Origin of the sequence: Paenibacillus sp. LHD-38 (assembly GCF_031157315.1) — a bacterium.
GTDB lineage: Bacteria > Bacillota > Bacilli > Paenibacillales > Paenibacillaceae > Pristimantibacillus.
Map to the genome: position 1 here is coordinate 37,001 of NZ_JAVIFU010000034.1, position 25,444 is coordinate 62,444.

Below are 25,444 nucleotides of genomic sequence, written 5' to 3' on the forward strand. Positions count from 1 at the left end.
AGGATAGCTGATGAATAAAAGCCCTTTAGTGGCGTTTTTGCTGGCATTTTTGCCAGGCGTAGGACATGGCTATATAGGCCGGCCCGTGCGCGCGGTGCTGTATGGGGGAGGTTTTTTTGGATCGCTGGCTTTGCTTCTGCTTTTATCGATGGCTAACGGGTCTGGTAATGATGAAGTAATCGTACTCTTAATGCTTGCCTTTTTTGTCTGGGTCATTAATATGATCGATATGCTGTTTACCCTGCTGGTAGGCAAAGGAGTATCGCGGCATCCGGCGCATCCGTCTCAGCATTACCCGCATGAGTATCAAGCGGAGCACTTCGGTCCCGGCTTTGTGCCCTTGGAGCTCGAGCAGCAGCGCGAGAAATCGCGGACGATTTTGTTCTCCCTCGTTCCAGGCCTTGGCCATATGCATATGGGACTCATGCAGCGGGGAATAACCATTCTTATTTCGTTTATCGGCTGGTTTGCGATTATCGTCTTTTTAAGCGCAATCATTCACAGGGGAGAGCTGCTTATCTTCCTGCTTGCACTGCCGGTCATATGGATATACAGCATGTTTGACGCGGTCAGCAAGCTGCATGCCAAGCAGCGCGGCGAGCAATTGGTGGATCGCGCCATATTCGAGGATATGGAAGCCTATATTGCTTCGGGGCGCAAAAGCAAGGTGCTTGCTATAGCGCTATCGATATTCCCAGGTGCAGGCCATCTCTATTTAGGCTTGCAAAAGCGGGGACTGCAGCTGATGGGCGGCTTTCTGCTGACTGTTTTTATTATGGATAATTTGCGGTTGTCGCTGTTTTTCTTCCTGCTTCCGCTGTTCTGGTGCTTTGCTTTCTTCGATGCGCTGCAGCAGACATCACGTTACGAGCGTGAGACGCTTACGGATGAGCCGGTGCTGACGCAGCTGGTTCCTTATCAGCGCTGGTTTGGCTTCGGGCTGCTAGGCTTTGGCGTTTACTATTTGCTCGACCGTGTGGCTGCAGAGGTCACATCCCACTTTTCAAGTGAGATTTATAAGCAGTATATGGCGGTTAAATATATGATTCCAACGGCGGTTGTTGCTTTCATTATGATCATTGTTGGGTTGCGATTAGCATTCGGCAGCAGAGCGGCTGCGGATAGAGGCAGGGGAAAACCGCCTGAGCTTCCACCGACGTTACTTGCTAAGCACGGGGAGGAATCGCGTTGAACCCCGTAAATATGGTGAACCCGGCGGTTAATAAACCGGAAGGTTTGCGTACCTGGCGCATCGGATCTTTATCGATGGGGGTTACGCTGATGCTGATGGGTACCGCGCTTGCAGTATCGCTTTGGCAGGATATAGAGGCCTACGAGGTGCTGATGTGGGTGGCTCCCGTTGTATTTATCATGCTTGGAGCAGAGCTGCTGCTTTACCTGAAGTTTTCAAGCAGCGAGCGGGCGATCGTGCGCTACGACTGGATGAGTGTTTTCTTTGTGGGCGTCGTAGGCATGGCTAGTCTTGGACTCGCCCTGTTGATGTCAACCGGTTTATTCGATGAGCTGCAAAGAGGTATGCAGATGACGCAGCGCTCCGCTTTCGTGGATACGAAAAACGTGAAGGTGCCTGCTGAAATAAACAAAATCGTCCTGCATGCTTGGGACGGGGTGAAGTTGGAGCAGACCGATACACGTGAGCTGAAGCTTCTGGGACAAATTCGCTATTGGTCGGCAGACAAGCTTGAGCGTCTGGATAATAGGCTTCTGCAAACCGAAATTGTTGGCAAAACGATGTATGTAATGGTAGGTGTCGTCGACCGACGGGATGGCGGGCTGATTTCGGATACGGTTCATGCGGAGCTGACGTTAATTGTACCCCAGGGGATTGAGGTTGTGGAGCAAGACCACCAGCAATAAGAAGTTTTAGGACATAACGTAGGGCTGTCTCAAGGCCATTGACCTTGAATGACAGCCCTTTATTTAATATATAAGAATTTATAAGTTTTCACTTATAAATGGGCTTATATATCTCCGCGAAACGACAGCTTTTGCCACAGAGGACGGCGACAGCCGTTTACGCTTGTATAATTTACTTTGAAACCTTGCTGTGCAGGCTGGCCAACATTTCATCTAGTGGAGCCAGAAGCCGGTAGGAGCCGCGAAGCGGGACATAACCCAGCTTACGATTAATACGGAGAATAGGCGCGTTTGTGGAATCATTGTCTGTGCGAAGATAAGAAGCACCGTGATGCTTGGCAAGCTGTATGGCTTTGATTTTTAAATTTAAATACCATTTGCGCCATTCGTCTATTACGGGGACATTTCCCATAAAGCCGGGGATATCAACGAGCGTTTCTTTGTACAGCTCATAAAGCTTGAGCTCGCTTGCCTCGCCAGGCTCATCCGCAAGCGTTAGAAAACGCAGGTCCCCCACCGCGGGCAGATCGGGAATAAACGCGGCTTGGCGACCCTCTTCGTTATCCAACTGCAGTAGCGACTGAAAGGCATGGCGTTCTTTCGCAAAAGCACGGCGGCTGGCAAAATGCTGCGCATCCTCGTTATCGTCCCATACTTCCGCTAAGAGCATGGTTGCGCCGAGCTTCAAAGCCCACTCGCCTATGTGAAGCAGCAAGCGCTGCCCGATTCCTTGTTTGCGGTATGCCTCCGCAACGATGAGTGTATTGCATAAATGCCCGGGCTCTGTCCATGGAGCTCGCCATGACCCAATATAGCCGACAATTTCCCCTTGCTCATTGACCGCAACCTGACGCTCGCGATCGTATCCAGCGAGCAAGCCGTTCTCATCCATCCACGTGTGTCCAACTTCGTAAAGCTTCTGGTCATCCTCTAGAAGACGCTCCGCTGAAGTCGGCTCCGACCATACTTGGTTTAGCAATCCAGCCAGCTGCTCATAATCATCCGGCAGCAGCAAGGGACGAAGAATAATGGTTATCGTGATCACCCCATGTTTTATTTGTTTCTCTTTAGGAAGATTATGACATGACGGCAAGGGGAGTAGGAAGGGAGAGTATGATTATAAAAAATAAAGAACATACGAGGAGAGATGCGGCTGCTTTCTTATATAAGAAAAAAACTGCGCCGCAGTCACAATGACTTCGGCGCAGTTTTATAAGAAATTTATCTATACGCAGTCAGCTATCAGCCCACCGCATTATAAGTCATGATCCAAACGGAGCCGGCAACGATCGTCAGCAAAATAACAAGGCCGAAGATAAGCGCCATCAGATTGAATCGCGGTTTTTCCTCATCTCTAATGTGCATGAAGAAGAGGAGCTGTACGGCAAATTGCAGGACGGCCATCACAAGGATAAGCACGGTTGCGGCTGTTTTGTTCAGCATATCGTTCATGACCACAACAAGCGGAATAATCGTCAAAATGATGGAGAAGAGGAAACCGATGACATAGGATATCATCGAACCGCCATGGGATTCGTGTGCATTATGCGAATGCGTACCATGCTTTTCCATCCTACATCACCCCCATCAAGTAAACGATAGTGAACACGAAGATCCAAACGACGTCCAAGAAATGCCAGTACAAGCTGATGATGCCGACCTTACGCTTCGTAACGGGCGTGATGCCGCGGCGGCCCAGCTGGAGCATAAGCGCGATCATCCAGACTAGACCAACCGAAACGTGAAGTCCGTGAGTTCCGACGAGAACGAAGAAGGCGGACCAATATGCGCTTGTTCCGATGGTAGCCCCCTCGTGCACCAAGTGCATGAACTCGTTTACTTCTAGAAAAATGAAGGATGCGCCGAGCAAAGCAGTAATGGCGAGCCAGAAGATGAGGCCCCGCTTGTTGCCTTTGTTCATCTCAAGAACGGCGATACCGCTTGTGAAGCTGCTCGTCAGGAGGATGAAAGTGGAAATAATGATTCCGTTCATCTCGAGCAGCTCCGCGCCTGTTGGTCCTCCGTCAGTATTGAGACGAAGGACGACATAAGTGGCGAACAAAGTACCGAATAAGATTACGTCAGTTATAAGAAACAGCCAGAAGCCGAACATTTTCATCGATTCTTGATCATGATGCTCGTCATGGTGACCGCCGCCGTGACCGGCACCATGCGCTTCTGCTGGAGTAGAAACTGCATGTGCCATTATTTTGTCCCCCTTAACGCGGCTTCCGTACGTTCGATCTCATCCACCGGAATGTAATAATCGGTATCGTAGGAGAACGAACGAACAAGCATGCAAATGGCTACGCCGATTAGGCCCGGTATGGCCATCCACAGCCAATCCCATACGAAACCGAAGCCTGCCGTGAACCAGCAAAGCGACATGATGAATGGAATACCTGAGTTTTTAGGCATATGAATCGGCTCAAGCGGAGCCAATGGCTTCGCAGGCTGGCCGTTTGCAATACGCTGCTTCTCTTCCCACCAATCATCTTGGCTCGTAACCTGCGGCAAGCGAGCAAAGTTATAGAGCGGAGCAGGAGATGGAATCGACCATTCGAGTGTACGTCCGTCCCATGCGTCGCCGTCTTTCTCCTTCTTGAAGAACTTAATGCTATGAGCGATTTGCCACACTTGGAAAATAAACGCGACACCCATTAAGAATGCTCCGACTGTTGATACGACGTTGAGCGGCTGCCAGCCCATATCAAAGTCGTATTCGTTGAAGCGACGCGTCATACCCATTAGACCAAGCGCATATTGCGGCATGAAGCAAACATAGAAACCAATGTTCCAGAACCAGAAAGCCCATTTGCCAAGGCCTTCATGCAGGCGGAAACCGAACATTTTTGGCCACCAGTAGTAGAGACCTGCGAAATAACCGAACACGACGCCGCCGATCAGCACCTGATGGAAATGCGCGATAAGAAAGTAGCTGTTATGGAACTGGAAGTCAGCCGGCGCAACGGATAAAAGTACACCGGTCATCCCGCCGACAACGAAGCATGGAATGAATGCAATCGTCCACATCATCGGGGTCGTGAATCTGATTCGGCCGCGGTACATCGTAAACAGCCAGTTGAATACTTTAACCCCGGTAGGGATTGCGATCAACATTGTCGTCAAAGCGAAGAACGCGTTGACATTCGCGCCGGAGCCCATCGTGAAGAAGTGATGCGCCCAGGTGAAGAACGAGAAGAAGCTAATGGACATAAGAGCAAACACCATTGATTTGTAGCCGAATAGCTTTTTCTTCGAAAATGCGGATACGATCTCAGAGAATATGCCGAATGCCGGCAAAATAACGATATAAACCTCGGGATGTCCCCACATCCAGATGAGGTTGATGTACATCATCGGATTGCCGCCGCCGTCGAGCGTAAAGAAATGTGCGCCTAGATAGCGGTCAATGAACAGCAAGAATAATGTAACGGTCAGAATCGGGAACGCGAACATAATGGTAATGCAAGACGAAAGCACGGACCATACGAACATTGGCATTTGCATGAGCTTCATGCCTGGCGCGCGCATTTTCAAAATCGTTACAACGAAGTTGATTCCTGTAGCCAAGGAACCGATACCTGAAATTTGGATACCCCAGATATAGAAGTCCTGACCAAGACCTGGACTGCCTGAAAGTTCGGAAAGCGGCGGATAAGCCAGCCATCCTGCATCCGGCGAGCCGCCGATAATGAAGGAAACGTTAAACAGCATCGCTCCAAAGAAAAACATCCAGAAGCTAAGGGAGTTAAGGAACGGAAACGCAACGTCGCGGGCTCCAATTTGGAGCGGGACGACGATATTGAACAAACCGAACATGAGCGGCATCGCCATGAACAAAATCATAATAACGCCGTGCGTGGTAAAGATCTGGTTATAATGCTCCGGATGCAGGAACTCAAGCTCGGGAGCAGCCAGCTGAACCCGCATCAGCAGCGCATCGACGCCGCCGCGGAACAACATAAGAATGGAAGCTATGATATACATGATACCAATCTTCTTATGATCGACGCTGGTTAACCATTCGGTCCAGAGCCAACGCCATTTTTTGAAAAAGGTGAGCACGAATAAGATCGCGACGAGCGACAAGCCAATGGATACTTGAGCCCCTAAAATAAGCGGATCGCCAGTAACGAAAAATTCGGATGCGAATTGTTTAATTTTGTCTAACATGAGGGGTCCTCCTAAAAGTTTGTGGAACAAACTCGCTTCTTAAGCATTCGCTTGTTAGCGGGTTAATGGCCCGCATGGTTATGAACCGTAGAATCAGTGTTACTGGCATTATGATTATTCGTCTCGGTCGTATCCGCCGGAGCTTCTTGCTCATCTGCGGTTGCAGCAGATTCTGCCTCCGTGCTTCCATGATGCTGATGAGCACCGCCGCCGCCGTTCACATACTGCGTGACCACTTTATTGAATAGGCCTTTAGGGAAGCTGGAGAACAGCTGCACATCAGAGGCACTTGGTTCGGTTAGTTTCTCAAACCCCTCCATAGTAAGCGCAGGGGACGTTGCCTTAACCTCGTCAATCCATGCTTTATAATTTTCCTCGGTGGTGGCATCAACCTTGAACGTCATTTGCGCAAAATCCTTGCCTGTGAAGTTCGCTCCGGAGCCGTAATAGCTGCCTTGTTCATCGGCTTGGAGGAAAAGCGTCATGGCCATGCCCGACATGGAATAAATTTGACCGCCAAGCTGTGGTACCCAGAAAGAATTCATGGCCGTATCGGATGTTAATTGAAACTTAATCGGCACATCTTCCGGTATTTTAATATAATTGACGGTCGCTATATCCTCATCCGGATATTTGAACAACCATTTCCAATCTAGTGACGTCACTTGGATCGTGATTGGCGCTTTAGCCGATTCAATCGGTTTGGACGGCTCCAGCGCATAGGTGTATTTAACGGTGACGATTGCAAGGATGAGGATCGCAACAATCGGAATGCTCCACCATGTAATTTCAAGCTTCGTGCTGTGCTCCCAGTTTGGTTTATAAGAAGCTTTGCTGCCTGGCTTATCACGGTAACGCCAGACGATGACAGCTGTCAGGATGAGTACAGGCACGATAATAACCGCGCACAGAATGGTTGAAAAATAAATCAAATCTTTCTGAGACTCGCCGATTGGCCCCTTTGGATCGAGCACAATAAATTGCTCGCCGCAGCCGGAAAGCAAAACGGCCATTAGCATAATGAATACGGGTGTCAGCACACGAAGAAACGGTCTCATCATCAGTTCAACTCCTCAAAATTACTGCTTACGACTACAATAGCAGATCTACAAGGCAATAACTGCGGGGTTAACAATTACGTCAATAATTCGTCTTTTTTCTGTAATAGAAAGTTCACGGCTTAGACAACTGTTACAATTAGGAACCAAACTGTACGAAATACTGTTTCCTATCATTACCCAAATTGCAGCGTTTCGTCTCATGCCAGACATAACCAGCGATTACGCTGCGCTTTGAAAGCTCGTACGATTTAAAGCAAAATAGAAAGCCCCGCTCGGTCAATACCGAGCGGGGCTTTCTATTTTGCTTTCCAATGATACGTGAAGTATCTGCTATTATTGATGGTTTGAATCGTTCGGCGGCTGTTCTTGGTCTAGGCGAGCATGGACGAGACCGATTGCCGTGCCGATAACATAAATATGAACGCTGCCGATTAGAAATCCGATGCCGACCATAAGTCCAACATTTTGATCACTGAAATGGCTTAAATTGACTAGGCTAAGTAAAACGCCAACGGCTAAAACGACCCAAGCGATCGCAGTCATTGCTTTGACAAGACGCTTGACATCTGATTTTGAATGCTGAACGTGGCTTATTGTTGCTGTTTTTGTTGTCATATTGAACACTCCCGGTTAATTGTAAGTGTTTTCTTATGTTCACTATATCACAACACTATGCTTTTGTTCAAAGAAAATTCACTTTTTGATCATAAAACGGACAAAAATGTGCAGAGGTCATGATCGGCAGAAATGGCGGCAGGAGCAGCAGCCTTTGATATATAATCGAAGGCTGCTGTTCTTTAGTCTGTCCACCAACGCTTCAAGTCACTCCACCATGAGCGGCGGCCTGCCCCGTTTGTTCCGTTCTTTCCGTCATCACTGCTCTCATCGCCAGAAGCGGGCTCGCCGCATACCTCGGTTGGCTCGGTTCCGCTTAAGAAGGACTCCATTCGTCTATTCGGGCAGTTTCCTTCCGCAAGCTTACCGCTTGTAGGATCAATATATACGTTGACGACTCCCTCGGGGATGGGGAAAATCTTCGGCGGTATGGCAGCGAGTGCCTGTTCCGTAAATTTAGCGAAGATCGGCGCCGCGCGATAGGCTTCGGCAACCGTCAACTTTCGATCCTTGTCGTAGCCGACCCATACGGCGGTGGCGAGCTCAGGGGTATAGCCGACCAGCCATGCATCGGTTGGCGTAGTGCCTGTTTTGCCTGCAACCGGGCGCTTAATCATAGAAGATACCCGAAATGCAGTGCCGCCCTCTTCAAATACGCTTTCCATTAAGCTGGTCATGACATAGGCTTCCGCAGCGGTCACGGCTTGCTCGGCATGCTGCTCCGCTTCATATAATACCTGTCCCTTTCGGTCCTCGATACGAATAATCGCGGTCGGCTCGACATGAATGCCGCCGCTCGCAAATGTGCCGAAAGCAGAGGCCATTTCGAACGGGCTGACTGGGAAGGTACCAAGCGCTAGCGAGGGAACAGGCTGCATTGGGCTTTCAATTCCGAGCTTCCTTGCGGTTTCAATCACTTTGTCGGCGCCAACGGTCATAATGGTGTTGACCGCATAGATGTTATCCGAGCTTGCCAGCGCCTTCCGCATGTCAATGAGCTCATTCAAGTATTTATCGCCATAGTTACGAGGCTCGTAGGTTTTGCGGCCTTCGTCATAGGTGAATACGGTCGGCTCGCTCTTATACCGGGTTACCGGCGACATGAAGCCGCTTTGCAAAGCCGTTAAATACAGGAACGGCTTAAAGGAGGAGCCGGGCTGGCGCGTTTTGGCAAATACACGGTTGTATTGGTTTTGCTTGTAATTTCTGCCGCCGACCATCGCTTTGATATACCCGTTGCGCGGATCGATGGCGATAAGCGCCGCTTGCTGCTCCGAGCTTTCCGGGATCCCCTCCGCAATGACCTCCTCGGCCGTTGCTTGTGCTTCCGGATCCAGTGTCGTATAGATCGTAATGCCGCCCTCGTTGAGCAAATGCTCATCGATGCCCAGCTTGTCCACGGCAACGTACCGGATATAATCGCGGAAGTATGGAGCAAAGCCCTCTTGCGAGCCGGACCCGAGCGTTTGGAAATCCAACACCTCAGCATAGGCCGCGTCTGCTTGCTCGGATGTAATCGAGCCTCCTTCAAGCATGGCTTGCAAAATCGTAAGCTGACGGTCCTTCGCGTTTTTCATATTCAGGTAGGGGGAATAATACTTGGGTCCCTTCGGAATGCCTGCCAGCATCGCGCTTTCCGCCAGCGAGAGTTCGGAGGCATGTTTATTGAAATACATCATGGCTGCGGCTTCAATGCCATAAGAGCCATGTCCGTAATAAATTTGATTTAAATACATGCCGAGGATCTCGTCCTTGGAGTAGCTCATCTCGAGCTGCACGGTGTACATCGCTTCCTTCATTTTGCGCTGCCAGGTTCGCTCATGCGTCAAATAAAGGTTGCGCGCCAGCTGCTGCGTGAGCGTACTCGCGCCTTGCCGTGCGGATAAGCTTTGAACGTTCACCATGACGGCGCGCGCCATGCCCTTCATATCAAAGCCGCGATGGTCGTAAAACCGCCGGTCCTCAATCGCTAAGGTCGCTTCAATGAGGTAATGCGAGATGTCGGGGAGCTGTACGGAACGCCGGTTCTCTCCAGCGTGAAAGGTGTCAATGACATTACCCTGTAAATCAATCATCTGCGATGTTTGACTGATAGCGGTGACAGGCAGAGACTGCGTGCGCAAATAAATGAGCGTGCCTGCCATGATAAGAATGAATAAGGTGAACGCCGCAATGGACCAGCGGAGCCATCTTTTCATTTTCAGAACATGGGGAAGGAACCTCTCGGTTATATAAGGAAGAACAGGGCGGCGACGCAGCTTGCCCTGCCGGTTGGATGATTTTTTCATGGAGCGGGCTCCCTTCCGTGCAAATCTCGCTTTTCCTTAGTATGGAAAAACAGGGAACTTACTATTCAAGAATCGTGGGCGATTGCCTAAATATTTGTATGCTGCTGTTGAAATAGGTAGTTTTTCGGCAGACAAAGAAATTACGATGCAATTCCGAAGGATAAATGCGAAGCGCAGGTGTTATGCTACTGAGGATATAATCATCACGGAAAAATCAATGGATATATGGAAAAACCCTTCAAAATACATTAACATGATAGTCGCTATTGAACACTTGTAGTAGGGGTATAATTTTACTATAATACAGGTTGAACGATTGAAGGAAAGAAGGGATTTTACGACATGGAATTGTGGTATACGGAAAAACAAACAGACAGCTTCGGCATTACGGCGAAGATTACTAAAACTTATGTTAATGAACAAACGGATTTTCAACAGCTTGATATGATCGAAACCGAAGAGTTCGGAACGATGCTTGTGCTTGACGGCATGGTTATGACCACGGTTAAGGATGAGTTCGTTTACCACGAGATGGTTGCGCATCCCGTTCTTTTCACGCATCCGAATCCGGAGTACGTGCTTGTAGTAGGCGGCGGAGACGGCGGCGTCATTCGCGAAGTTATGAAACACCCTAAGGTGAAGAAGGCAGTTCTAGTCGACATCGACGGTAAAGTAATCGAGTACTCCAAAAAATACTTGCCATCCATCGCTGGCGAGCTCGACAACCCTCGCGTTGAAGTGCTTGTAAACGACGGCTTTATGCATATTCATGATCATAAAAATACGTATGACGTTATCATGGTTGATTCCACAGAGCCGGTAGGCCCTGCTGCCAATCTCTTTACAAAAGGTTTCTACCAAGGCATTTATGAGTCCTTGAAGGAAGATGGCATTTTCGTTGCGCAAACGGACAACCCTTGGTTCAAAGCTGACCTAATCCAAAGCGTAAATAAAGACGTGAAGGAAGTATTCCCGATCGTTCGTGTTTACGGCGCGAACATTCCAACTTACCCGAGCGGTCTATGGACGTTCACGATGGGCAGCAAAAAATACGATCCGACAGCTGTTGACGAAACGGCGATTCCGGAAATCGATACGAAATACTACACGCCGCGTCTTCACAAAGCCGCATTCGTGCTGCCTAAATTCGTTGAAGATCTAATCAAGTAACAAGCGGCTACGCGATAGAAGGAGAGGACAATCCTCATGAAATTGGATCAAAAATATTCGGGTAATGTCTTCATCCTGAGTTCAGACAATTATGAAGCTTCCAAAGCGGTTATCTACGGCATGCCGATGGATTTCACGGTTAGCTTCCGTCCGGGCTCCCGTTTCGGTCCCCCCCGCATCCGCGAGGTATCGATCGGACTTGAAGAATACAGCCCTTACTTAGATCGCAGCCTCGAAGATATTGAATATTTCGATGCAGGCGATTTGCTGCTGCCTTTCGGCAATGCAGCGCGCAGTCTGGAAATCATCGGCGAATTCGTTCGCGGCGTTCTGGACGATGGTAAAATCCCTGTTGGACTCGGCGGCGAGCATTTGGTGTCTTGGCCGATTTTCCAAGAGGTGTACAAGAAGTACCCTGATCTTGCGATCATTCACTTCGACGCTCATGCTGATTTGCGTGAGTCGTATGAAGGCGAGCCGTTGTCGCACTCCACGCCGCTGCGTAAAGCAGCCGGACTGATGGGCGGACAGAACATTTACCAATTTGGTATCCGTTCGGGCTCCCGTGAGGAATGGCAGTATGCGCGTGAGAATATCAACTTCCACCCGTTTGAGGTTTTGGAGCCATTGAAAAAGGTGCTTCCAGAGCTTGAGGGCCGCCCGGTTTATTTGACTATCGATATTGATGTGCTCGATCCATCCGCGGCTCCTGGTACAGGTACGGCGGAAGCGGGCGGCATCACATCGAAAGAGCTTATCGAATCGGTGCATGCCATCGCTCGCTCCGGCGTGAACATCGTCGGCTTTGACCTCGTTGAGGTTGCGCCGGCCTATGATCCGACAGAGCAAACGCAGATCGTAGCGGCTAAGGTTATCCGCGAGATGCTGCTCGGCTTCTTGAAATAGTCATTGATTGCAACAAAAAGGCTTCGCCGCCAGCGGTATTCCATCCGCTGGGGCGAAGCCTTTTTTTAAAATATAAGAGAGTATAAATTTCAATCTTATACGATGCTTATATTTCACCGCGAAACGAGCTTTTGCCGCAAGGACGGCGTCAGCCGTTTACGCTTGTTGATTTTGCCGCTAGAACCGCCCGTTATCGAACATGCGGCTGCGCGCATACACGTAAGCGCCCTTCGCTAAGCGCCGGGCTTCTTCGTCATTGCCGGCCTTCAAGGCGTCGTATATCGATTTGTTCAGCATATTGGCCGAATAATGCTTGATATGGGGCGTCATTTTGTAATTGATGTAAGAGGCCATGGCCATTTTATCTACGTACATGTCCATAATTGCCATCATCGCATGGTTATTGATGGATGATACGATAATACGGTTAAACAAAAAGTTGTTTTGAATATACGTGAAATAATCATCTTCCTGCTCCGCTTTGAACTGACGCTCCAAGCACTCCTCCAGCTTTGCCATGTCTATGCTGCTGTTTCTTTCCGTCTTTATGTCAATGGCGTAGACGAGCAGCGACATCATTGCTTCATACATATCAAGCATTTCTTTGCCGCTGATTTCCTTCACCAGCACGCCGCGGTTTTTGAGTGAAACGACAAAGCCCTCCGATTCAAGATGAGTGATGGCATTGCGGACAGGCGTGCGGCTCATTTGCAGCTCTTCTGCCAGCTCGTTTTCCGATAAAAGCGTTCCGGGCATTAGGCTGCCGCCCACTATTCTCTCGCGAAGCGTCGTATAGGCCGTATTCATGAGCGTTTGTGATATCATGGCTCTATTTCCTTTCACGTTCATAATTGCTTTTCATTTGGTTAACCCCATCTTAACAGTCCCGCTTTCCAGTCCGCAATATGATTTCGAATTTAACAATATCTCAAAAATACGCGAACATTGCATTGACATTCAACTTGTATTCTAGTTGCGTACCAGATGAATATTCAATAGAAATATAGGAGGCTATACGGTGCTAAAGAAAACAGGTGTACAAATGGCTCTTGTAATAACAGCGGTAATGTTGGTGCTTGCAGGGTGCGGTCAGAAATCGAACAACGCCAATAACGGAAGCGTAGGCGCGGATGGAAAGGCAAACACGGAGAAAGCGGCAGCGTCAACCAAATGGCCGGAAGTGCTGCGAGTCGGCAACCTTCCGATGGAGGACGGCGAATCCTCCCGTAATGCAGATCAGTTCGCCAAAGATCTTGGCGAGTACCTCGGCATCAAGGTAGAGACGTTCGAGGGCGAGGATTACAACATGATGATTGAAGCGATGCGCTCCAAAAAGATAGATGTTACGACGTTCGGTCCCTTCGGCTACATTATTGCGGTAGAGAGAAGCGGCGCTAAGCTGCTCGCCGCGATGAATAATGGTCCCGGTTCCGAAGGAACCAGCGTAATCATCGTGCCGAAGGATTCCCCGGCCAATACGGTTGAGGATCTGAAGGGCAAGAGTTTCTTGTTCGCCGACCCGGCTTCTACGACCGGACATTTGTATCCGCGCGCGACATTGATGAAGAAGCTGGGCATTACCAATGACGAGATCGAAACCTTCTTCAGCAACGTATCGTTCTCGGGTGGACATGACAAATCGCTTCTTGCCATTGCCAATGGCGATGCAGATGGAGCGGCAACATGCAGCCAGTGTATCAAAATGATTGCGGATGCAGGTTTGATTAAGGAAGAAGATGTACGCGTAATTGCAGAGTCGGACAAGATTGCGGGCGGCGGGGCCTTATCCTACCGTGATGGTTTGCCGGAGGATCTTGTAGAGAAAATGCGTGAGTTTGCGCTCGGCTATAGCAAGGAGCATTCGGAGTATTTTAAAGCGATGGGAGCAGCTGGCTTCTTCCCTGCGGAGGATTCGGACTTTGACGGCGTTCGCGAGGTAGCGAAAATGCTCGAGATGTCGCCTGAGGAAATGCTGAAGTAGAAATTGAGCGAGGATGAGGGAGGATAAGTGAAATGACATTGCTGCAGGTAGAGAACTTGAAGAAGGTGTACGCCGACGGAACAGCCGCGCTCAGCGGTATTGATATGAAGGTGGAGGCAGGCGAATTCATCGTTGTGATCGGACCGAGCGGTGCGGGTAAGAGTACCCTGCTCCGATGTTTGAACCAGATGGTCCAGCCGACCTCGGGCAAGGTGCTGTTCCAAGGGACAGAAACAATCGGAGCGGGCAACCGCAGGCTGCAGCGCATCCGCCGGGAAATGGGCATGATTTTTCAAGGCTTCAACCTGGTTGAGCGTGTGTCAGTTCTCACCAATGTCCTCCACGGCAGGCTGGGTTATATGAGCAGCTGGCGCGGCGCGCTCGGTCTGTATGCAAAATCGGATGTGCGGGAAGCGACTCGTTTGCTGGAACGAGTCGGGCTGGGCGAACAAGTGCATAAGCGGGCTGACGAGCTTAGCGGCGGACAGCAGCAGCGAGTCGGGATCGCTAGAGCACTCGCGCAGAAGCCGAAGCTGATTTTAGCGGATGAGCCGATAGCAAGCCTAGATCCTGCATCGTCGGATATCGTCATGAACAGTTTATATACATTTTGCAAAGAAGACGGCATAGCCTGCGTGTGCAATCTGCATCAAGTCGATGTAGCCAAGAAGTACGCAACCCGGATTATCGGCATTTATAAAGGGACAAAGGTGTTTGACGGCACGCCAGAGCAGCTGACTGACGACATGATTGATCTCATTTACAACCAGAATAAAAAACCTAACGCAATGCATGCAGATTCTATCATTTCGCAGCAGAAGGAGACGGCATAAGCATGAAAGCAGAACAGCTTCAGATGGTAAGGCGCAGCAAGCGGAATCAACTCATTATTATGGCCTTGTTCTTGGCTGCGCTGACCGTTTGGTCTGCGGTTGGCACGGACTTCACGCCTGGCGCGCTCTGGGGCGGACTTGGCGATGGCGCGCGGTTTTTGTTCGTCGATTTAATGCCGCCCGAAGCAGCTTCATTTCCGGGATTGATCGAGCCGGCATTAGATACAATTTACATGAGCTTTGTGGCCATGGTTATTGGCGCAGTCGTAGCGGGTTTCCTGTCTATTTTCGCCGCAGCGACAACGTCGCCGCATCCCATCCTGCAAATCGGGCTCCGTGCGTTCTCAGCTTTGTTTCGCAATATTCCCGTCATTATATGGACGATCCTGCTCGTTGCTTCCTTCGGTCTCGGTAAGCTGGTCGGTACGCTATCGCTCATTATTGTGTCAATCGGGATGTTGGTGCGCTGCTTTGCGGAGTCATTAGAGGAAATTGATATGGGGCAAGTAGAGGCGCTGCGGGCAACGGGAGCTAGCTATGCGCAGGTGATGACGCAAGCGGTGCTGCCGCAGTTTCTGCCAAGCTTTGTAGGCTGGTCGCTCTATAATCTTGAAATTAACGTTAGGGCGTCCACGATTGTTGGCATGGTAGGCGGAGGAGGATTAGGCTTTACGATTCAATCCGGGCTTAAGCTGTTCCAATATAAAGAGGTAAGTATGGCTGTGCTTCTTGTTCTTGCGATTGTACTCGTGACGGAATTTATGACGAATCGGATTAGGGAGCGGATTATTTAATGGCTACTGTGATACGTTCGGATGAATTGCCCAAGCAGGAAGCAAGGCCGGCGGAGCGCATTCGATCCAAGAGGAATCGGACGCTGAAGCTGTACGGCATATTCGCCGCATTGTTTTTTGTTTTCAGTCTTGTTCAGCTGCAGCTCGATTACAGCCGACTGCTCCCGGGAATCGGAAAGTTTGCGAAGACGGTAGGCCTTATGTTTCCGCCAGACGCCTCGCAGTGGAAGCATGTGCTGCTGGCGGCGGTGGAATCGATACAGGTTGCTATACTAGGCACTGTTATCGGTATTGTCATTGCGTTCTTCCTCGCCTTTCTGGCGGCTGACAACATCGCGCCTAATAAAATGGTTAGCTGGCTTATTCGCAGCTTTGCATCACTGCTGAGGGCCATTCCGACGCTCATTTGGGCGCTGATCTTTATCGTGGCGGTCGGCATGGGGCCGCTGCCTGGGGTGCTTGCAATCATGGTGCATGCGGTAGGCGGGCTGATTAAGGTGTTTACCCAGTCACTTGAAGAGGTAGATGAAGGTGTTATTGAGGCCATGCGTTCAACAGGGGCAAGCTGGCTGCAAATCGTGCTGCAAGGGGTGCTGCCCTGCGCCTTATCGGCGCTGCTTGCTTGGTGCGTCATGCGTTTCGAGGGGGATCTTGCCGAATCGACGATATTAGGCGCGGTTGGCGCAGGCGGTATCGGGTTTGAGCTGTCGCATGCGATGCGAAGCTACCATTTTGACCAAGCGCTGTTTGTTGGACTTGTTATTTTTCTGATGGTGTTTAGCGTGGAAATCGTGTCTAACCGACTAAAATTAAAAATGAGAAAGCGGGCCTAACGGGGCGCGTGCTCAATGAGGAGAGAACCAGGATGAATCTTCAGCAGACGGAAATCATCGCACAGTCTTTCGAATTAAAAATGGAGCGCACGGGAGAAAACCAAATTCAAATTTCATGGCATCCGCCGGTCAAGCTTGAGAAGGTTGCTATCTATAGAAGCGCAGTTAACGAATTTATTGAAGCAGAGTCGCATCTCATTGCGATTGTGACGCAGGGGAGCGAGTGGACGTTCCAGGATCCGCAGCCGAATGCGAGGGGATACTATTATGTCAAGTTTAGCGAGAGCATGGTCATTTCCGTTACGGACCGGGTGCTGCCGCTGGAGGGTGCCCTAAACTTCCGCGATATGGGCGGATACGTAACCGAGGACGGCAGAAGGGTAAAATGGGGCAAGCTGTTTCGGTCGGCTGACTTGTCGCGTTTGTCGCAAACCGACTTGCCTTATCTGAAGGAGCTGGGCATTCAATGGATTTGTGATTTGCGCACGGCCGAAGAGGTCGCGCTTAGCCCGAGCCCGCAAATCGGATTCGAGCGGAATGAAAATTTGTCCTTTATGCCGACAGCGAGCCCGGATCTGATGGGGGCAATGACGGACGTAACGGAATCGATGCTGGTTGATATGAACCGCCATATGGTGAGCAACACAGTGCTTACGGCAACAATCCTGCAAAAGCTGATCGAGGGTGGCGGGGCTCCTGCCTTATTCCATTGCGCGGCAGGCAAGGACAGAACGGGCTTTGTGTCTGCTGTCATCCTGCAAGCGATCGGCGTCCCGCGCAGCACGGTGCTGAATGACTATGCGCTGACGAATTTGTTCGCCGACCGTTTCAAAGAGCATTTGAGAGGCGCAAACCAGTCGCATGCGCCGTTTATGAGCAAGCTTACACCTGAAGTGGCGCAAGCGCTCATGGAAGCCAGGCCGGCTTACTTGCAGGCATCATTTGATGAGATCGACGCGCGCTACGGCAGCTTTGAGCAGTACTGGGAGCAGGCGCTAGGCTTCACGCAAGCAGACCGGGATAAGCTTCAATATATGTATCTCACGTCATAGAAACGATAACAATAAGAAACCGCGGGGCAGCTTTCTCGCGGTTTTTGCGTTTGCCGCGATTCGTTCGACAAGAAGTGCAAATGGTTTTCAAAATAATAAAATGACAATTCTGAATATATAAATTATTATATTTTAGGATAACATTGGAACATCATGCCCTTACATAAGAGCACTTTAAGATCAGAAAGAGATTAAAGGAGGAGTTATGGGTGGTGAAACCGTACAAATCGATGTGGAAGGGAACGTTAGCGGCTGTCATTTCTGCCAGTCTCGTCGCAATGCCGCTTACGGTAACAGCTGAAGCGGGCACGGGAAGCACTGTGAAGCTTCGTATTTTGGAAACGTCGGATCTGCATGTGAACATGGTGAACTATGATTATTTCGCGGACAAGCCTACGGATGAATATGGACTGGCGAAAACAGCGTCCCTTATTAAGAAAGCCCGGCAGGAAGCCCCGAACAGCTTATTATTCGATAATGGCGATTTGATTCAAGGCAATCCGCTAGGCGATTACGTCGCAACAGTCGATAAACTGCAGCAGGGAGAGACTCATCCCGTCTACAAAGCAATGAATTTGCTTGATTATGATGCAGGCAATTTAGGCAATCATGAATTCAATTATGGTCTTTCATTTTTGGAAACCTCCCTGGCAGGGGCGGATTTCCCATACATTAATGCCAATATATATAAGGATGATGGAGATAAAGACGAGACGAATGATGTTAATTTATTTGAACCCTATCTCATTCTCGACAAGGAAGTCACGGATAGCGCCGGCGTAAAGCATAATCTGAAGGTGGGGGTAATCGGGTTTGTGCCGCCGCAAATTACGCAATGGGACAAAGCGCATTTGGATGGAAAAGTTATCGTTAAGGATATCGTGAAGACGGCTGAGAAGTTTGTGCCTGAAATAAAGGCAAAGGGTGCGGATCTTATCGTTGCGATTCCACACTCGGGCTTTGAGGATATTCCGCAAACGCCCCTTATGGAAAACTCGGTGCTTTATTTAAGCAAGGTAGCGGGCATTGACGCGATTTTGTTCGGGCATGCGCATAAAGTGTTCCCCGACAAATCCTTTGAAGGCAAAGCAGGAGTCGATCTTGCCAAAGGCACCATTAACGGGGTTCCGTCCGTCGAGCCGGGCTTCTGGGGGAATAACCTTGGCATTATCGATCTTACGCTGGAGAAAAAGGAAGGGAAATGGACGGTTACCGATTCGAAGGCCGAGGTGAAACCCATTTATGATGCGGTCAACAAGGTGCCCCTGGTCGAGGCTGACCAAACCGTCATCGATGCCGTGAAAGAGGATCATGAGCATACGCTGGCGTATGTGCGGGGACCTGTCGGCAAAACAACAGCGTCCATCAATAGCTGGTTCGCCCTTATTCAGGACGACCCATCCATTCAGATCGTCACCAACGCACAGAAATGGTATGTCGAGAAGCAGCTGCAAGGAACGGAATACGAGGGTCTTCCCGTATTGTCGGCAGGGGCTCCTTTCAAAGCAGGCGGACGCCAAGGGCCAAACTATTATACGAATATTAAAGCAGGCGACATTGCGATAAAGAACGTGGCCGATTTGTATTTGTACTCCAATACGGTGAACGCCGTACTCGTCTCGGGGGCCGAGCTTAAAGAGTGGCTCGAATGGTCTGCAGGACAATTTAAACAGATTGACGCAAAGAGCAAGGAGAAGCAAGAGTTGATCAATTATGATTTTCCAACCTACAATTTTGATGTTATTGACGGTGTCACTTATCAAATTGATGTCACGCAGCCGCCGAAGTATGAAGCGAACGGAGTGCTCAAGAACGAGGGTGCGAAACGGATTGTTAATTTGCAATTTGGAGGCAAACCGATTAAAGCGGATCAAAAGTTTGTTGTTGCTTCTAACAACTACCGCGCATCCTCCAGCAAATTCGCAAACCCTGACGGCAAACGTATCATTCTTGCTGCACCCGACGAGAACCGCCAGGTTGTAATCGACTATATCCGATCCTTCAAGACGATTAATCCGACAGTTGACGGCAACTGGTCGCTCGCCCCAATCAACGACACGGTGAATGTTACGTTTAAGACCTCGCCGGAAGCAAAAAATGTAGATGAAGCGAATAAATCGATTGCCTTCGCGGCGGATACGGAAGATGGATACGCGGAGTTTAAGCTGGACCTGAGCAAGAAGACTGCTGTTGTGCCGCCGGAACAGCCATCGAAGCCGGAAGAACCATCCACGCCTGATAAGCCGGTCGTCTCGGTGCCTCAGGAAACGGTATATACAGTGAAACCGGGTGATACGTTATTTGCCATTGCGCGGAAGTATGGAACAACGTGGCAGAAGCTGGCCAGCTATAATAAGCTCAGTAACGCGAACTTGATTTATCCTGGTCAAAAAATTAAAATACCTGCTAAACCGTAGAACCCGTAGATCCAAGCGGCTGTCACAGAAGGCTGAATGCCTGATGTAGACAGCCTCTTTGCTTTCATGCAATTGCGGCTTGCTAGCTGCATACTTTGCTTTAGTGAGGTCAATAGAGGGCTGGTGAAGCGCTTGACTGATGGCCGTGGTGAGGAATGGAGATGCCGTTTAGACGAGGCGATTAAGGAAAGAGTCCAATGCGCAAACTACGATGTAGCTCATGATCCGGAAGCTAGCGGCCCAATTTTCGCGCAATAAACCTATGTAATAAATCGGGAGTCTTCAAATAGATTTAGCTGCATTTAGGACCGTTTTTATTTTAGCGTACTCCAGGACGAGATACCGAAGCTTACCGATAGGGTAGATACAAGGAGATGGACTAGGCTAGAATTGAATTATCGTTTGTCACAATGATCACAATGGAATTTAACATAAAGGGGCAATCTTCTATGCGCATCTATTCATTTCCGCCTGTTATTGACGAACGCGCCCGCGTGCTTATTTTGGGGACGGCGCCAAGCGTGAAATCGCTTGAGCACCAGCAATTTTACGGGCATCCTCAAAACTTCATGTGGCGAATCATATACCGCTTGTTTAACGACTCAGACATGGATCCCGTCTATGAAAACCGACTTGCTTTCCTGAAGGAGCATCGACTGGCGCTGTGGGACGTGATCGAGTCCTGCGAGCGGGAAGGCAGCTTGGACGTGAATATACGCGCGGAGGTGCCGCAGAAATTACCTGAGCTTGTTGCCAAATACCCAGGGCTGCGATGTTTTGCTTTTAACGGTGCGAAGGCTTATGACACTTTTCACAAGTTTTACCGGGGGCATGAGAGCTTTAAACAAATAACGCTGCTCAAGCTTCCTTCTTCGAGTCCGATTCCTACTCAGAGAATGCGAACACTGGAGGATCGGGTGGAGGCGTGGCGAGCAATTGTGCCGTATGCCACAACTTAACCGTGCTCTAGCGTTGAAATTAAGAGGCTACCTGTATATAGTAGTTACATATGATTAGACTGATAACAGGAGCAAGATGATGGCTGAAAACAGGAAAGTGCGAATTACTTTGGAGAGCGTACAGGACGGAAACTCGCATGTTCACGTTTATGAAGGCGAATGGTTCCGCAAGGAGCGGTCGATTTATATTCGCTACAGCGAGCCGGCAGTAGAAGGCGATCCAAAGGCCGGAGAAGTGCGTACGCTTGTAAAATACCGTCAGGGCGAGCTGTCTATCATGCGTCGGGGCGTGATTGAATCGGAGCAGCTGTTTGTGCCGGGACTTAGGCGCACAGGTCGATACGATTCGTCAATGACCTCATTTTCGCTTGCAACGGATACGACGCAGCTATCGCTGCAGCTGCCGGATGGCGAAGGCGGGAGCGTGGCTGCGGAATCATTGCCGGAGCAGCTGCCTTTTACGCTGGAATGGAAGTACGAAATGCACGTAGATGATCAAATGTCGGGTCGTTTCCATATACGGCTCCATATACAGGAGGATATAAATTAATGAGTGCAAATGTATTAGAGAAAATGTACGAGCAGGTAAAGGCGGCCATCGCGGATGCAGCAGTAGCAGCAGGCCTAGCGGCACGGGAAGAGCTTCCTGCTTTCGTCATAGAAGTGCCTAAGGATAAATCCCATGGAGATTTGGCAACCAATGCAGCGATGCAGTTGACGAAGCTTGCGAAGAAGAATCCACGCCAGATTGCGGAAGCGATCATAGCGAACTTGGATACGAAAAAAGCGTCCATTCAATCCGCAGAGATTGCAGGCCCGGGCTTTATCAACTTCCGAATGGACAACAGCTACCTTTATCCGGTTGTAAGTGCTGCGATCGAAGCTGGCGAAAACTACGGACGGACTTTAGACGGCAACGGCAAACGCGTTCAGGTGGAGTTCGTCAGCGCGAATCCGACAGGCAGCCTGCATCTTGGACACGCGCGCGGTGCGGCCGTGGGCGACGCGCTGTGTAACGTGCTGGATTACGCGGGATACGATGTTACTCGCGAATACTATATTAATGATGCCGGAAAGCAGGTAGAGAATCTGGCCGTGTCCATCGAGGCTCGTTACCGCCAGGCGCTTGGACAAGCTGCTGAAATGCCGGAAGACGGTTATTACGGCGAGGATATCATCGGTTTTGCAAAGCTGCTGGTCGAGCAAGAAGGGGACAAGCTGCTGGAGCTTCCCGATCAAGAACGGTTTACGTTTTTCCGTCAGTTTGGTTTGGAGCGCGAGCTGGACAAGATCAAACGCGATCTTGGAAGATTCCGCGTAGGTTTCGATGTTTGGTACAGCGAGACAGCGCTATATGAGAGCGGTCAAGTAGAGCAAGGTCTTGAAGCTCTAAAAGCGACGGGGCATGTTTATGAAGAAGAAGGCGCGACTTGGCTGTCTACGATGACCTTTGGCGATGACAAAAACCGTGTCCTTGTGAAAAATGACGGCTCCTACACTTATTTGACGCCGGATATCGCTTATCACCGCGACAAATTCGGCCGCGGCTTCGATCAAATGATCAACATTTGGGGCGCCGACCACCATGGTTATATCCCTCGTGTGAAAGCAGCCATGGAGGCGCTTGGCAACGATCCGAAGAAATTGACCGTGCTCATTGCACAAATGGTCAGCTTGTTCCAAAACGGCGAAAAAATGAAAATGTCCAAGCGTACGGGTAAAGCCGTTACGATGGAGGATCTGATGGACGAGGTTGGCATCGACGCGATTCGGTACTTCTTCTCTATGCGGAGCATGGATTCGCATCTTGATTTCGATATGGATCTTGCCATCTCTACTTCAAATGAAAATCCGGTTTTCTATGTGCAATATGCACATGCGCGGATTTGCAGCATATTTAGGCAAGCCGAAGAGCAGGGCCTAGTGCTTAATGCTGCAGACAGCATTGATTTCAGCAAGCTGACTGCTGAAGGCGAGTTCGATCTTCTGCGTAAGATTGGCGAGCTGCCGCAGGAAATCTCGGAAGCGGCTGCGCAATACGCGCCGCATCGCCTTATCCGCTATGTGTATGAGCTGGCGTCACAGTTCCACAGCTATTACAGAGCGGAGCGCGTGATTACGGAGGATGCCGATCAGTCACAGGCTCGCCTTGCGTTGCTTGCCGCCGTTCGTATCTCGATTGCCAACGTGCTGCGTCTTGTCGGTGTTTCTGCCCCTGAGCGTATGTAAGATCCCGCCTCATAAAAACAAGCCGTGGATTCAGGCCTTATCCACGGCTTGCATCATACGCATCACATCAAGCTCGCCGATCGTTCGGCGGGCTTTGCTGCCCCTTAGAGACTGCACGGAGCGTTTAATAATAGCCTTGATCTCGGAAGGCGTAAGTCCCTGCTTATGCGCGAGCAAGAGCGCAATTGCTCCGCTGACATGCGAGGTAGCCATAGACGTGCCGCTCATCTCGTTGTATTTGCCGCGGAGCCAAGCCGATACGATTTTATCGCCGGGTGCATAGACATCGATGTATGCGCCGCGATTGCTGAAGGGAGCAACGCGGCGGAGCTTGTTGGTTGCGCCGACGGCAATTGTCTGCGGATAGCGCGCCGGATAATCGACAGAGCGCCGCTTCCCATCGTTACCGGAGGAAGCGACGATAATGATCCCGGCATTATGGGCATTTATGACCGCGCCAAGCAGAGCTTTGCTTCTTGTCTTCATGCCGAAGCTCATGTTGATCACGTTCATGCGATTGCGTATGCACCACTCAATACCGAGAATAATGTCGGAAACGAAGGCGCTCCCATTATGGTCGAAGGCTTTGACAGGAGAAACCAACGCGCGCGGCGCAACGCCGATCATGCCCTGAAGCTGATTGGCTGCCGCGATGGTTCCGGCAATATGCGTGCCGTGACCGTTATCATCATGAGGGAGCATGCTGCGGTTTAACAAATTGATGCCTCGCGAGAGCGAGTGCTGGAGATCGGGATGGCTGAAATCAACCCCCGTATCGATGACGCCGACCTTTATCCGGTGGCCGGTCGTAGTACCCCATGCTTGCGGGGCTTTAATTTGATTGACGCCCCAAGGAATACCTTTATCTACAGTAATCGACTTTTGCGTTGAAGAATGAACGCTTATTTTGCAGTCCTTTTCAATCCATATACGGCCCGAGAACCGCTCAAGCGTTTCCTCGGCCGGCAACCTGCAAGCTATTCCAAGAATGCTAGGCATTTTTCTGATGCTTTTTTGTGGTGACGACGAAGCGACCTGAGGCATTTGCTGTAGGAAGTATCGGTAGTCGCTCGCACGCTGAAAACGAATGATTCGTTTTTCAGTCGTTGTGTCCGTGCAAGCCATCGTATCCTGCAACAAGCGGATAAAAGCGACGGTGTCCAAACTTGGCTTCCCCTCCCGACGGACCATGCTGCACTATTGTATGACCGAGCGTTAAATAACGCATGAGCCACTTGCCTTTTTTCACATAAATAGGCAACAAACCGTGTCAAAAATCGCCCGGGTACATACGATAAACAAAGAGTTCTCAGGGGCTCTTACGTCCAAGGTACGTTACCTCGTGTCATGGCCGGATGGATACAGTCAAAGCGGAAGGTTTATCCTTTCGCTTTTTGCATTTAAGTCCAAGCTGTGCCGGAGCAATAAGGGTCGCTTGCTTTTTTGGAGGAAATAGGTTTTACTATACTTTGACTAGCGTAAACGACGGATGCCATCCTCTGGCAGTATCCGCTCGCTTCGCAATGAAATGTGAGCGGTGTATAAGAGGGAAACGTACACGATCCTTGCATTTTGAAGGAATAAACGAGTACATAATTTGATTGGCAAGAGAGGATGTGTCCATATGAGCAGCAGCAATTTTACGTTAAAGCTGGATCCTGAACGTATGAAGGAAATGCCTATGGTCGATTTGGCCTTTGAAGTGCTGAAAGCGGCTAATACGCCTTACTACTATCGCGATCTTATGATGGAGATCGCTAAAATACGCGGTCTTTCCGCGGATGGAATCAACCAGTTCATCGCCCAGGTATATACGGAAATCAATATTGACGGCCGTTTTGCATGTGTTGGCAGCAACATGTGGGGACTGAAGCGCTGGTATCCGGTTGAGCGTTCTGAGGATCCTGTAGGCAATGCGAAGCGTACTCGGATCATCAACGACGACGATGATCTCGAGGATGATGATGTGTTCGCGGACGAAGAAGAGGATACTTACGCAGAGGCTGAAGAAGACTACGATGTATTCGACGAGGACCGTGAGGACTTTGAAGAAGCAGAAGAGGAAGCGGAAGTTGATGAGGAAGTAGTCATCGATGACGAGGAGCTGGACGAAGAAGAGGTCGACGGCGAATTGGATGCAGAAGACGATGATTCGGATGATGAGGATTTCGAGGAAGAAGAGGAAAATGGCGGCAAGTAGTTTGCTGAATGGCTAAGGCCGAAAATTCAACAAGCTTATACTTGGTCTTCAT

At 49.9% G+C, this 25,444-nt stretch carries 23 protein-coding genes; 14 read left to right on the forward strand and 9 right to left on the reverse strand.

The features are described from left to right. Nucleotides 1-10: 10 nt before the first annotated feature. Entirely contained in the window at nucleotides 11-1,192 is a 1,182-nt protein-coding gene (locus RCO25_RS24120) for a hypothetical protein (RefSeq protein ID WP_308998666.1), read from the forward strand. Beyond that, nucleotides 1,189-1,878 carry a hypothetical protein gene (locus RCO25_RS24125; protein ID WP_308998667.1) on the forward strand — a complete coding sequence of 230 codons (690 nt, stop codon included), beginning with the start codon at nucleotides 1,189-1,191 and terminating at the stop codon, nucleotides 1,876-1,878. The genes RCO25_RS24120 and RCO25_RS24125 overlap by 4 nt, the downstream gene beginning before the upstream one ends. A gap of 172 nt (nucleotides 1,879-2,050) precedes the next feature. Here the strand turns inward: RCO25_RS24125 and RCO25_RS24130 are convergent, their stop codons facing one another. The 7 genes from RCO25_RS24130 to RCO25_RS24160 all read right to left on the reverse strand — a co-directional run bounded on the left by RCO25_RS24130 (nucleotide 2,051) and on the right by RCO25_RS24160 (nucleotide 10,018). Beyond that, nucleotides 2,051-2,923 (reverse strand): GNAT family N-acetyltransferase, encoded by an 873-nt coding sequence (locus tag RCO25_RS24130; RefSeq protein WP_308998668.1) that lies wholly within the window; start codon nucleotides 2,921-2,923, stop codon nucleotides 2,051-2,053. Nucleotides 2,924-3,120: 197 nt separating this feature from the next. Further along, entirely contained in the window at nucleotides 3,121-3,450 is a 330-nt protein-coding gene (cyoD, locus tag RCO25_RS24135; RefSeq protein WP_308998669.1) for a cytochrome o ubiquinol oxidase subunit IV, read from the reverse strand. 1 nt (nucleotide 3,451) lies between these two features. Next, entirely contained in the window at nucleotides 3,452-4,084 is a 633-nt protein-coding gene (cyoC, locus tag RCO25_RS24140) for a cytochrome o ubiquinol oxidase subunit III (protein WP_308998670.1), read from the reverse strand. Next, complete coding sequence (locus RCO25_RS24145; protein ID WP_308998671.1) at nucleotides 4,084-6,054, reverse strand: cbb3-type cytochrome c oxidase subunit I; 1,971 nt, start codon at nucleotides 6,052-6,054, stop codon at nucleotides 4,084-4,086. Before RCO25_RS24145 ends, cyoC begins: the two co-directional genes overlap by 1 nt. Before the next feature lie 62 nt (nucleotides 6,055-6,116). Further along, nucleotides 6,117-7,115, reverse strand: a complete 999-nt coding sequence (gene cyoA, locus RCO25_RS24150; protein ID WP_374992155.1) for a ubiquinol oxidase subunit II — start codon at nucleotides 7,113-7,115, stop codon at nucleotides 6,117-6,119. A gap of 333 nt (nucleotides 7,116-7,448) precedes the next feature. Then, on the reverse strand, nucleotides 7,449-7,730 hold the full coding sequence (locus RCO25_RS24155) for a hypothetical protein (RefSeq protein WP_308998672.1): 282 nt from the start codon (nucleotides 7,728-7,730) through the stop codon (nucleotides 7,449-7,451). A gap of 182 nt (nucleotides 7,731-7,912) precedes the next feature. Further along, complete coding sequence (locus tag RCO25_RS24160) at nucleotides 7,913-10,018, reverse strand: transglycosylase domain-containing protein (protein ID WP_308998673.1); 2,106 nt, start codon at nucleotides 10,016-10,018, stop codon at nucleotides 7,913-7,915. Nucleotides 10,019-10,360: 342 nt separating this feature from the next. On the opposite strand from RCO25_RS24160, the gene speE reads away from it, so the two are divergent. Continuing rightward, nucleotides 10,361-11,188 carry a polyamine aminopropyltransferase gene (speE, locus tag RCO25_RS24165; protein WP_053373276.1) on the forward strand — a complete coding sequence of 276 codons (828 nt, stop codon included), beginning with the start codon at nucleotides 10,361-10,363 and terminating at the stop codon, nucleotides 11,186-11,188. Between the two features lie 36 nt (nucleotides 11,189-11,224). Next, nucleotides 11,225-12,094 carry an agmatinase gene (gene speB / locus RCO25_RS24170; RefSeq protein ID WP_076271583.1) on the forward strand — a complete coding sequence of 290 codons (870 nt, stop codon included), beginning with the start codon at nucleotides 11,225-11,227 and terminating at the stop codon, nucleotides 12,092-12,094. 177 nt (nucleotides 12,095-12,271) lie between these two features. Here the strand turns inward: speB and RCO25_RS24175 are convergent, their stop codons facing one another. Further along, on the reverse strand, nucleotides 12,272-12,919 hold the full coding sequence (locus tag RCO25_RS24175) for a GntR family transcriptional regulator (RefSeq protein WP_308998674.1): 648 nt from the start codon (nucleotides 12,917-12,919) through the stop codon (nucleotides 12,272-12,274). 193 nt (nucleotides 12,920-13,112) lie between these two features. Between RCO25_RS24175 and RCO25_RS24180 the strand changes: the two genes are divergently transcribed. The 9 genes from RCO25_RS24180 to argS all read left to right on the forward strand — a co-directional run bounded on the left by RCO25_RS24180 (nucleotide 13,113) and on the right by argS (nucleotide 23,192). After that, entirely contained in the window at nucleotides 13,113-14,075 is a 963-nt protein-coding gene (locus RCO25_RS24180; RefSeq protein WP_308998675.1) for a phosphate/phosphite/phosphonate ABC transporter substrate-binding protein, read from the forward strand. Nucleotides 14,076-14,107: 32 nt separating this feature from the next. Next, nucleotides 14,108-14,908, forward strand: coding sequence for a phosphonate ABC transporter ATP-binding protein (gene phnC, locus RCO25_RS24185; protein WP_308998676.1), 801 nt, complete (start codon nucleotides 14,108-14,110; stop codon nucleotides 14,906-14,908). A gap of 2 nt (nucleotides 14,909-14,910) precedes the next feature. Continuing rightward, nucleotides 14,911-15,702 (forward strand): phosphonate ABC transporter, permease protein PhnE, encoded by a 792-nt coding sequence (gene phnE, locus RCO25_RS24190; RefSeq protein ID WP_308998677.1) that lies wholly within the window; start codon nucleotides 14,911-14,913, stop codon nucleotides 15,700-15,702. After that, nucleotides 15,702-16,535: a phosphonate ABC transporter, permease protein PhnE gene (phnE, locus tag RCO25_RS24195; RefSeq protein ID WP_308998678.1), complete on the forward strand. Its 834-nt coding sequence runs from the start codon at nucleotides 15,702-15,704 to the stop codon at nucleotides 16,533-16,535. Before phnE (RCO25_RS24190) ends, phnE (RCO25_RS24195) begins: the two co-directional genes overlap by 1 nt. Nucleotides 16,536-16,567: 32 nt before the next feature. Further along, nucleotides 16,568-17,587 carry a tyrosine-protein phosphatase gene (locus tag RCO25_RS24200; RefSeq protein WP_308998679.1) on the forward strand — a complete coding sequence of 340 codons (1,020 nt, stop codon included), beginning with the start codon at nucleotides 16,568-16,570 and terminating at the stop codon, nucleotides 17,585-17,587. A gap of 230 nt (nucleotides 17,588-17,817) precedes the next feature. Next, a complete protein-coding gene (locus RCO25_RS24205; RefSeq protein WP_308998699.1) occupies nucleotides 17,818-20,004 on the forward strand; it encodes a bifunctional 2',3'-cyclic-nucleotide 2'-phosphodiesterase/3'-nucleotidase in 2,187 nt (728 codons plus the stop codon). A gap of 449 nt (nucleotides 20,005-20,453) precedes the next feature. Beyond that, nucleotides 20,454-20,963 carry a DNA-deoxyinosine glycosylase gene (locus RCO25_RS24210; RefSeq protein ID WP_308998680.1) on the forward strand — a complete coding sequence of 170 codons (510 nt, stop codon included), beginning with the start codon at nucleotides 20,454-20,456 and terminating at the stop codon, nucleotides 20,961-20,963. Between the two features lie 79 nt (nucleotides 20,964-21,042). After that, on the forward strand, nucleotides 21,043-21,513 hold the full coding sequence (locus RCO25_RS24215; protein ID WP_308998681.1) for a YwiB family protein: 471 nt from the start codon (nucleotides 21,043-21,045) through the stop codon (nucleotides 21,511-21,513). Beyond that, on the forward strand, nucleotides 21,513-23,192 hold the full coding sequence (argS, locus tag RCO25_RS24220; protein ID WP_308998682.1) for an arginine--tRNA ligase: 1,680 nt from the start codon (nucleotides 21,513-21,515) through the stop codon (nucleotides 23,190-23,192). Before RCO25_RS24215 ends, argS begins: the two co-directional genes overlap by 1 nt. A gap of 30 nt (nucleotides 23,193-23,222) precedes the next feature. On the opposite strand, the gene RCO25_RS24225 is transcribed toward argS, so the two are convergent. After that, nucleotides 23,223-24,356 carry a S8 family peptidase gene (locus RCO25_RS24225; RefSeq protein ID WP_308998683.1) on the reverse strand — a complete coding sequence of 378 codons (1,134 nt, stop codon included), beginning with the start codon at nucleotides 24,354-24,356 and terminating at the stop codon, nucleotides 23,223-23,225. A 460-nt stretch (nucleotides 24,357-24,816) separates the two neighbouring features. Here RCO25_RS24225 and rpoE point away from each other — a divergent pair, with 460 nt between their 5' ends. Then, entirely contained in the window at nucleotides 24,817-25,392 is a 576-nt protein-coding gene (rpoE, locus tag RCO25_RS24230) for a DNA-directed RNA polymerase subunit delta (RefSeq protein WP_308998684.1), read from the forward strand. Nucleotides 25,393-25,444 lie beyond the last annotated feature (52 nt).

Bases quoted from the DNA above. Each gene is read 5' to 3' on its own strand.
- RCO25_RS24120 (WP_308998666.1), top strand. From the start codon at position 11: ATGAATAAAAGCCCTTTAGTGGCGTTTTTGCTGGCATTTTTGCCAGGC.
- cyoD (WP_308998669.1), bottom strand. From the start codon at position 3,450: ATGGAAAAGCATGGTACGCATTCGCATAATGCACACGAATCCCATGGC.
- cyoC (WP_308998670.1), bottom strand. From the start codon at position 4,084: ATGGCACATGCAGTTTCTACTCCAGCAGAAGCGCATGGTGCCGGTCAC.
- RCO25_RS24145 (WP_308998671.1), bottom strand. From the start codon at position 6,054: ATGTTAGACAAAATTAAACAATTCGCATCCGAATTTTTCGTTACTGGC.
- cyoA (WP_374992155.1), bottom strand. From the start codon at position 7,115: ATGATGAGACCGTTTCTTCGTGTGCTGACACCCGTATTCATTATGCTA.
- RCO25_RS24155 (WP_308998672.1), bottom strand. From the start codon at position 7,730: ATGACAACAAAAACAGCAACAATAAGCCACGTTCAGCATTCAAAATCA.
- RCO25_RS24160 (WP_308998673.1), bottom strand. From the start codon at position 10,018: ATGAAAAAATCATCCAACCGGCAGGGCAAGCTGCGTCGCCGCCCTGTT.
- speE (WP_053373276.1), top strand. From the start codon at position 10,361: ATGGAATTGTGGTATACGGAAAAACAAACAGACAGCTTCGGCATTACG.
- speB (WP_076271583.1), top strand. From the start codon at position 11,225: ATGAAATTGGATCAAAAATATTCGGGTAATGTCTTCATCCTGAGTTCA.
- RCO25_RS24175 (WP_308998674.1), bottom strand. From the start codon at position 12,919: ATGATATCACAAACGCTCATGAATACGGCCTATACGACGCTTCGCGAG.
- phnC (WP_308998676.1), top strand. From the start codon at position 14,108: ATGACATTGCTGCAGGTAGAGAACTTGAAGAAGGTGTACGCCGACGGA.
- phnE (WP_308998677.1), top strand. From the start codon at position 14,911: ATGAAAGCAGAACAGCTTCAGATGGTAAGGCGCAGCAAGCGGAATCAA.
- phnE (WP_308998678.1), top strand. From the start codon at position 15,702: ATGGCTACTGTGATACGTTCGGATGAATTGCCCAAGCAGGAAGCAAGG.
- RCO25_RS24200 (WP_308998679.1), top strand. From the start codon at position 16,568: ATGAATCTTCAGCAGACGGAAATCATCGCACAGTCTTTCGAATTAAAA.
- RCO25_RS24205 (WP_308998699.1), top strand. From the start codon at position 17,818: ATGTGGAAGGGAACGTTAGCGGCTGTCATTTCTGCCAGTCTCGTCGCA.
- RCO25_RS24210 (WP_308998680.1), top strand. From the start codon at position 20,454: ATGCGCATCTATTCATTTCCGCCTGTTATTGACGAACGCGCCCGCGTG.
- RCO25_RS24215 (WP_308998681.1), top strand. From the start codon at position 21,043: ATGGCTGAAAACAGGAAAGTGCGAATTACTTTGGAGAGCGTACAGGAC.
- argS (WP_308998682.1), top strand. From the start codon at position 21,513: ATGAGTGCAAATGTATTAGAGAAAATGTACGAGCAGGTAAAGGCGGCC.
- rpoE (WP_308998684.1), top strand. From the start codon at position 24,817: ATGAGCAGCAGCAATTTTACGTTAAAGCTGGATCCTGAACGTATGAAG.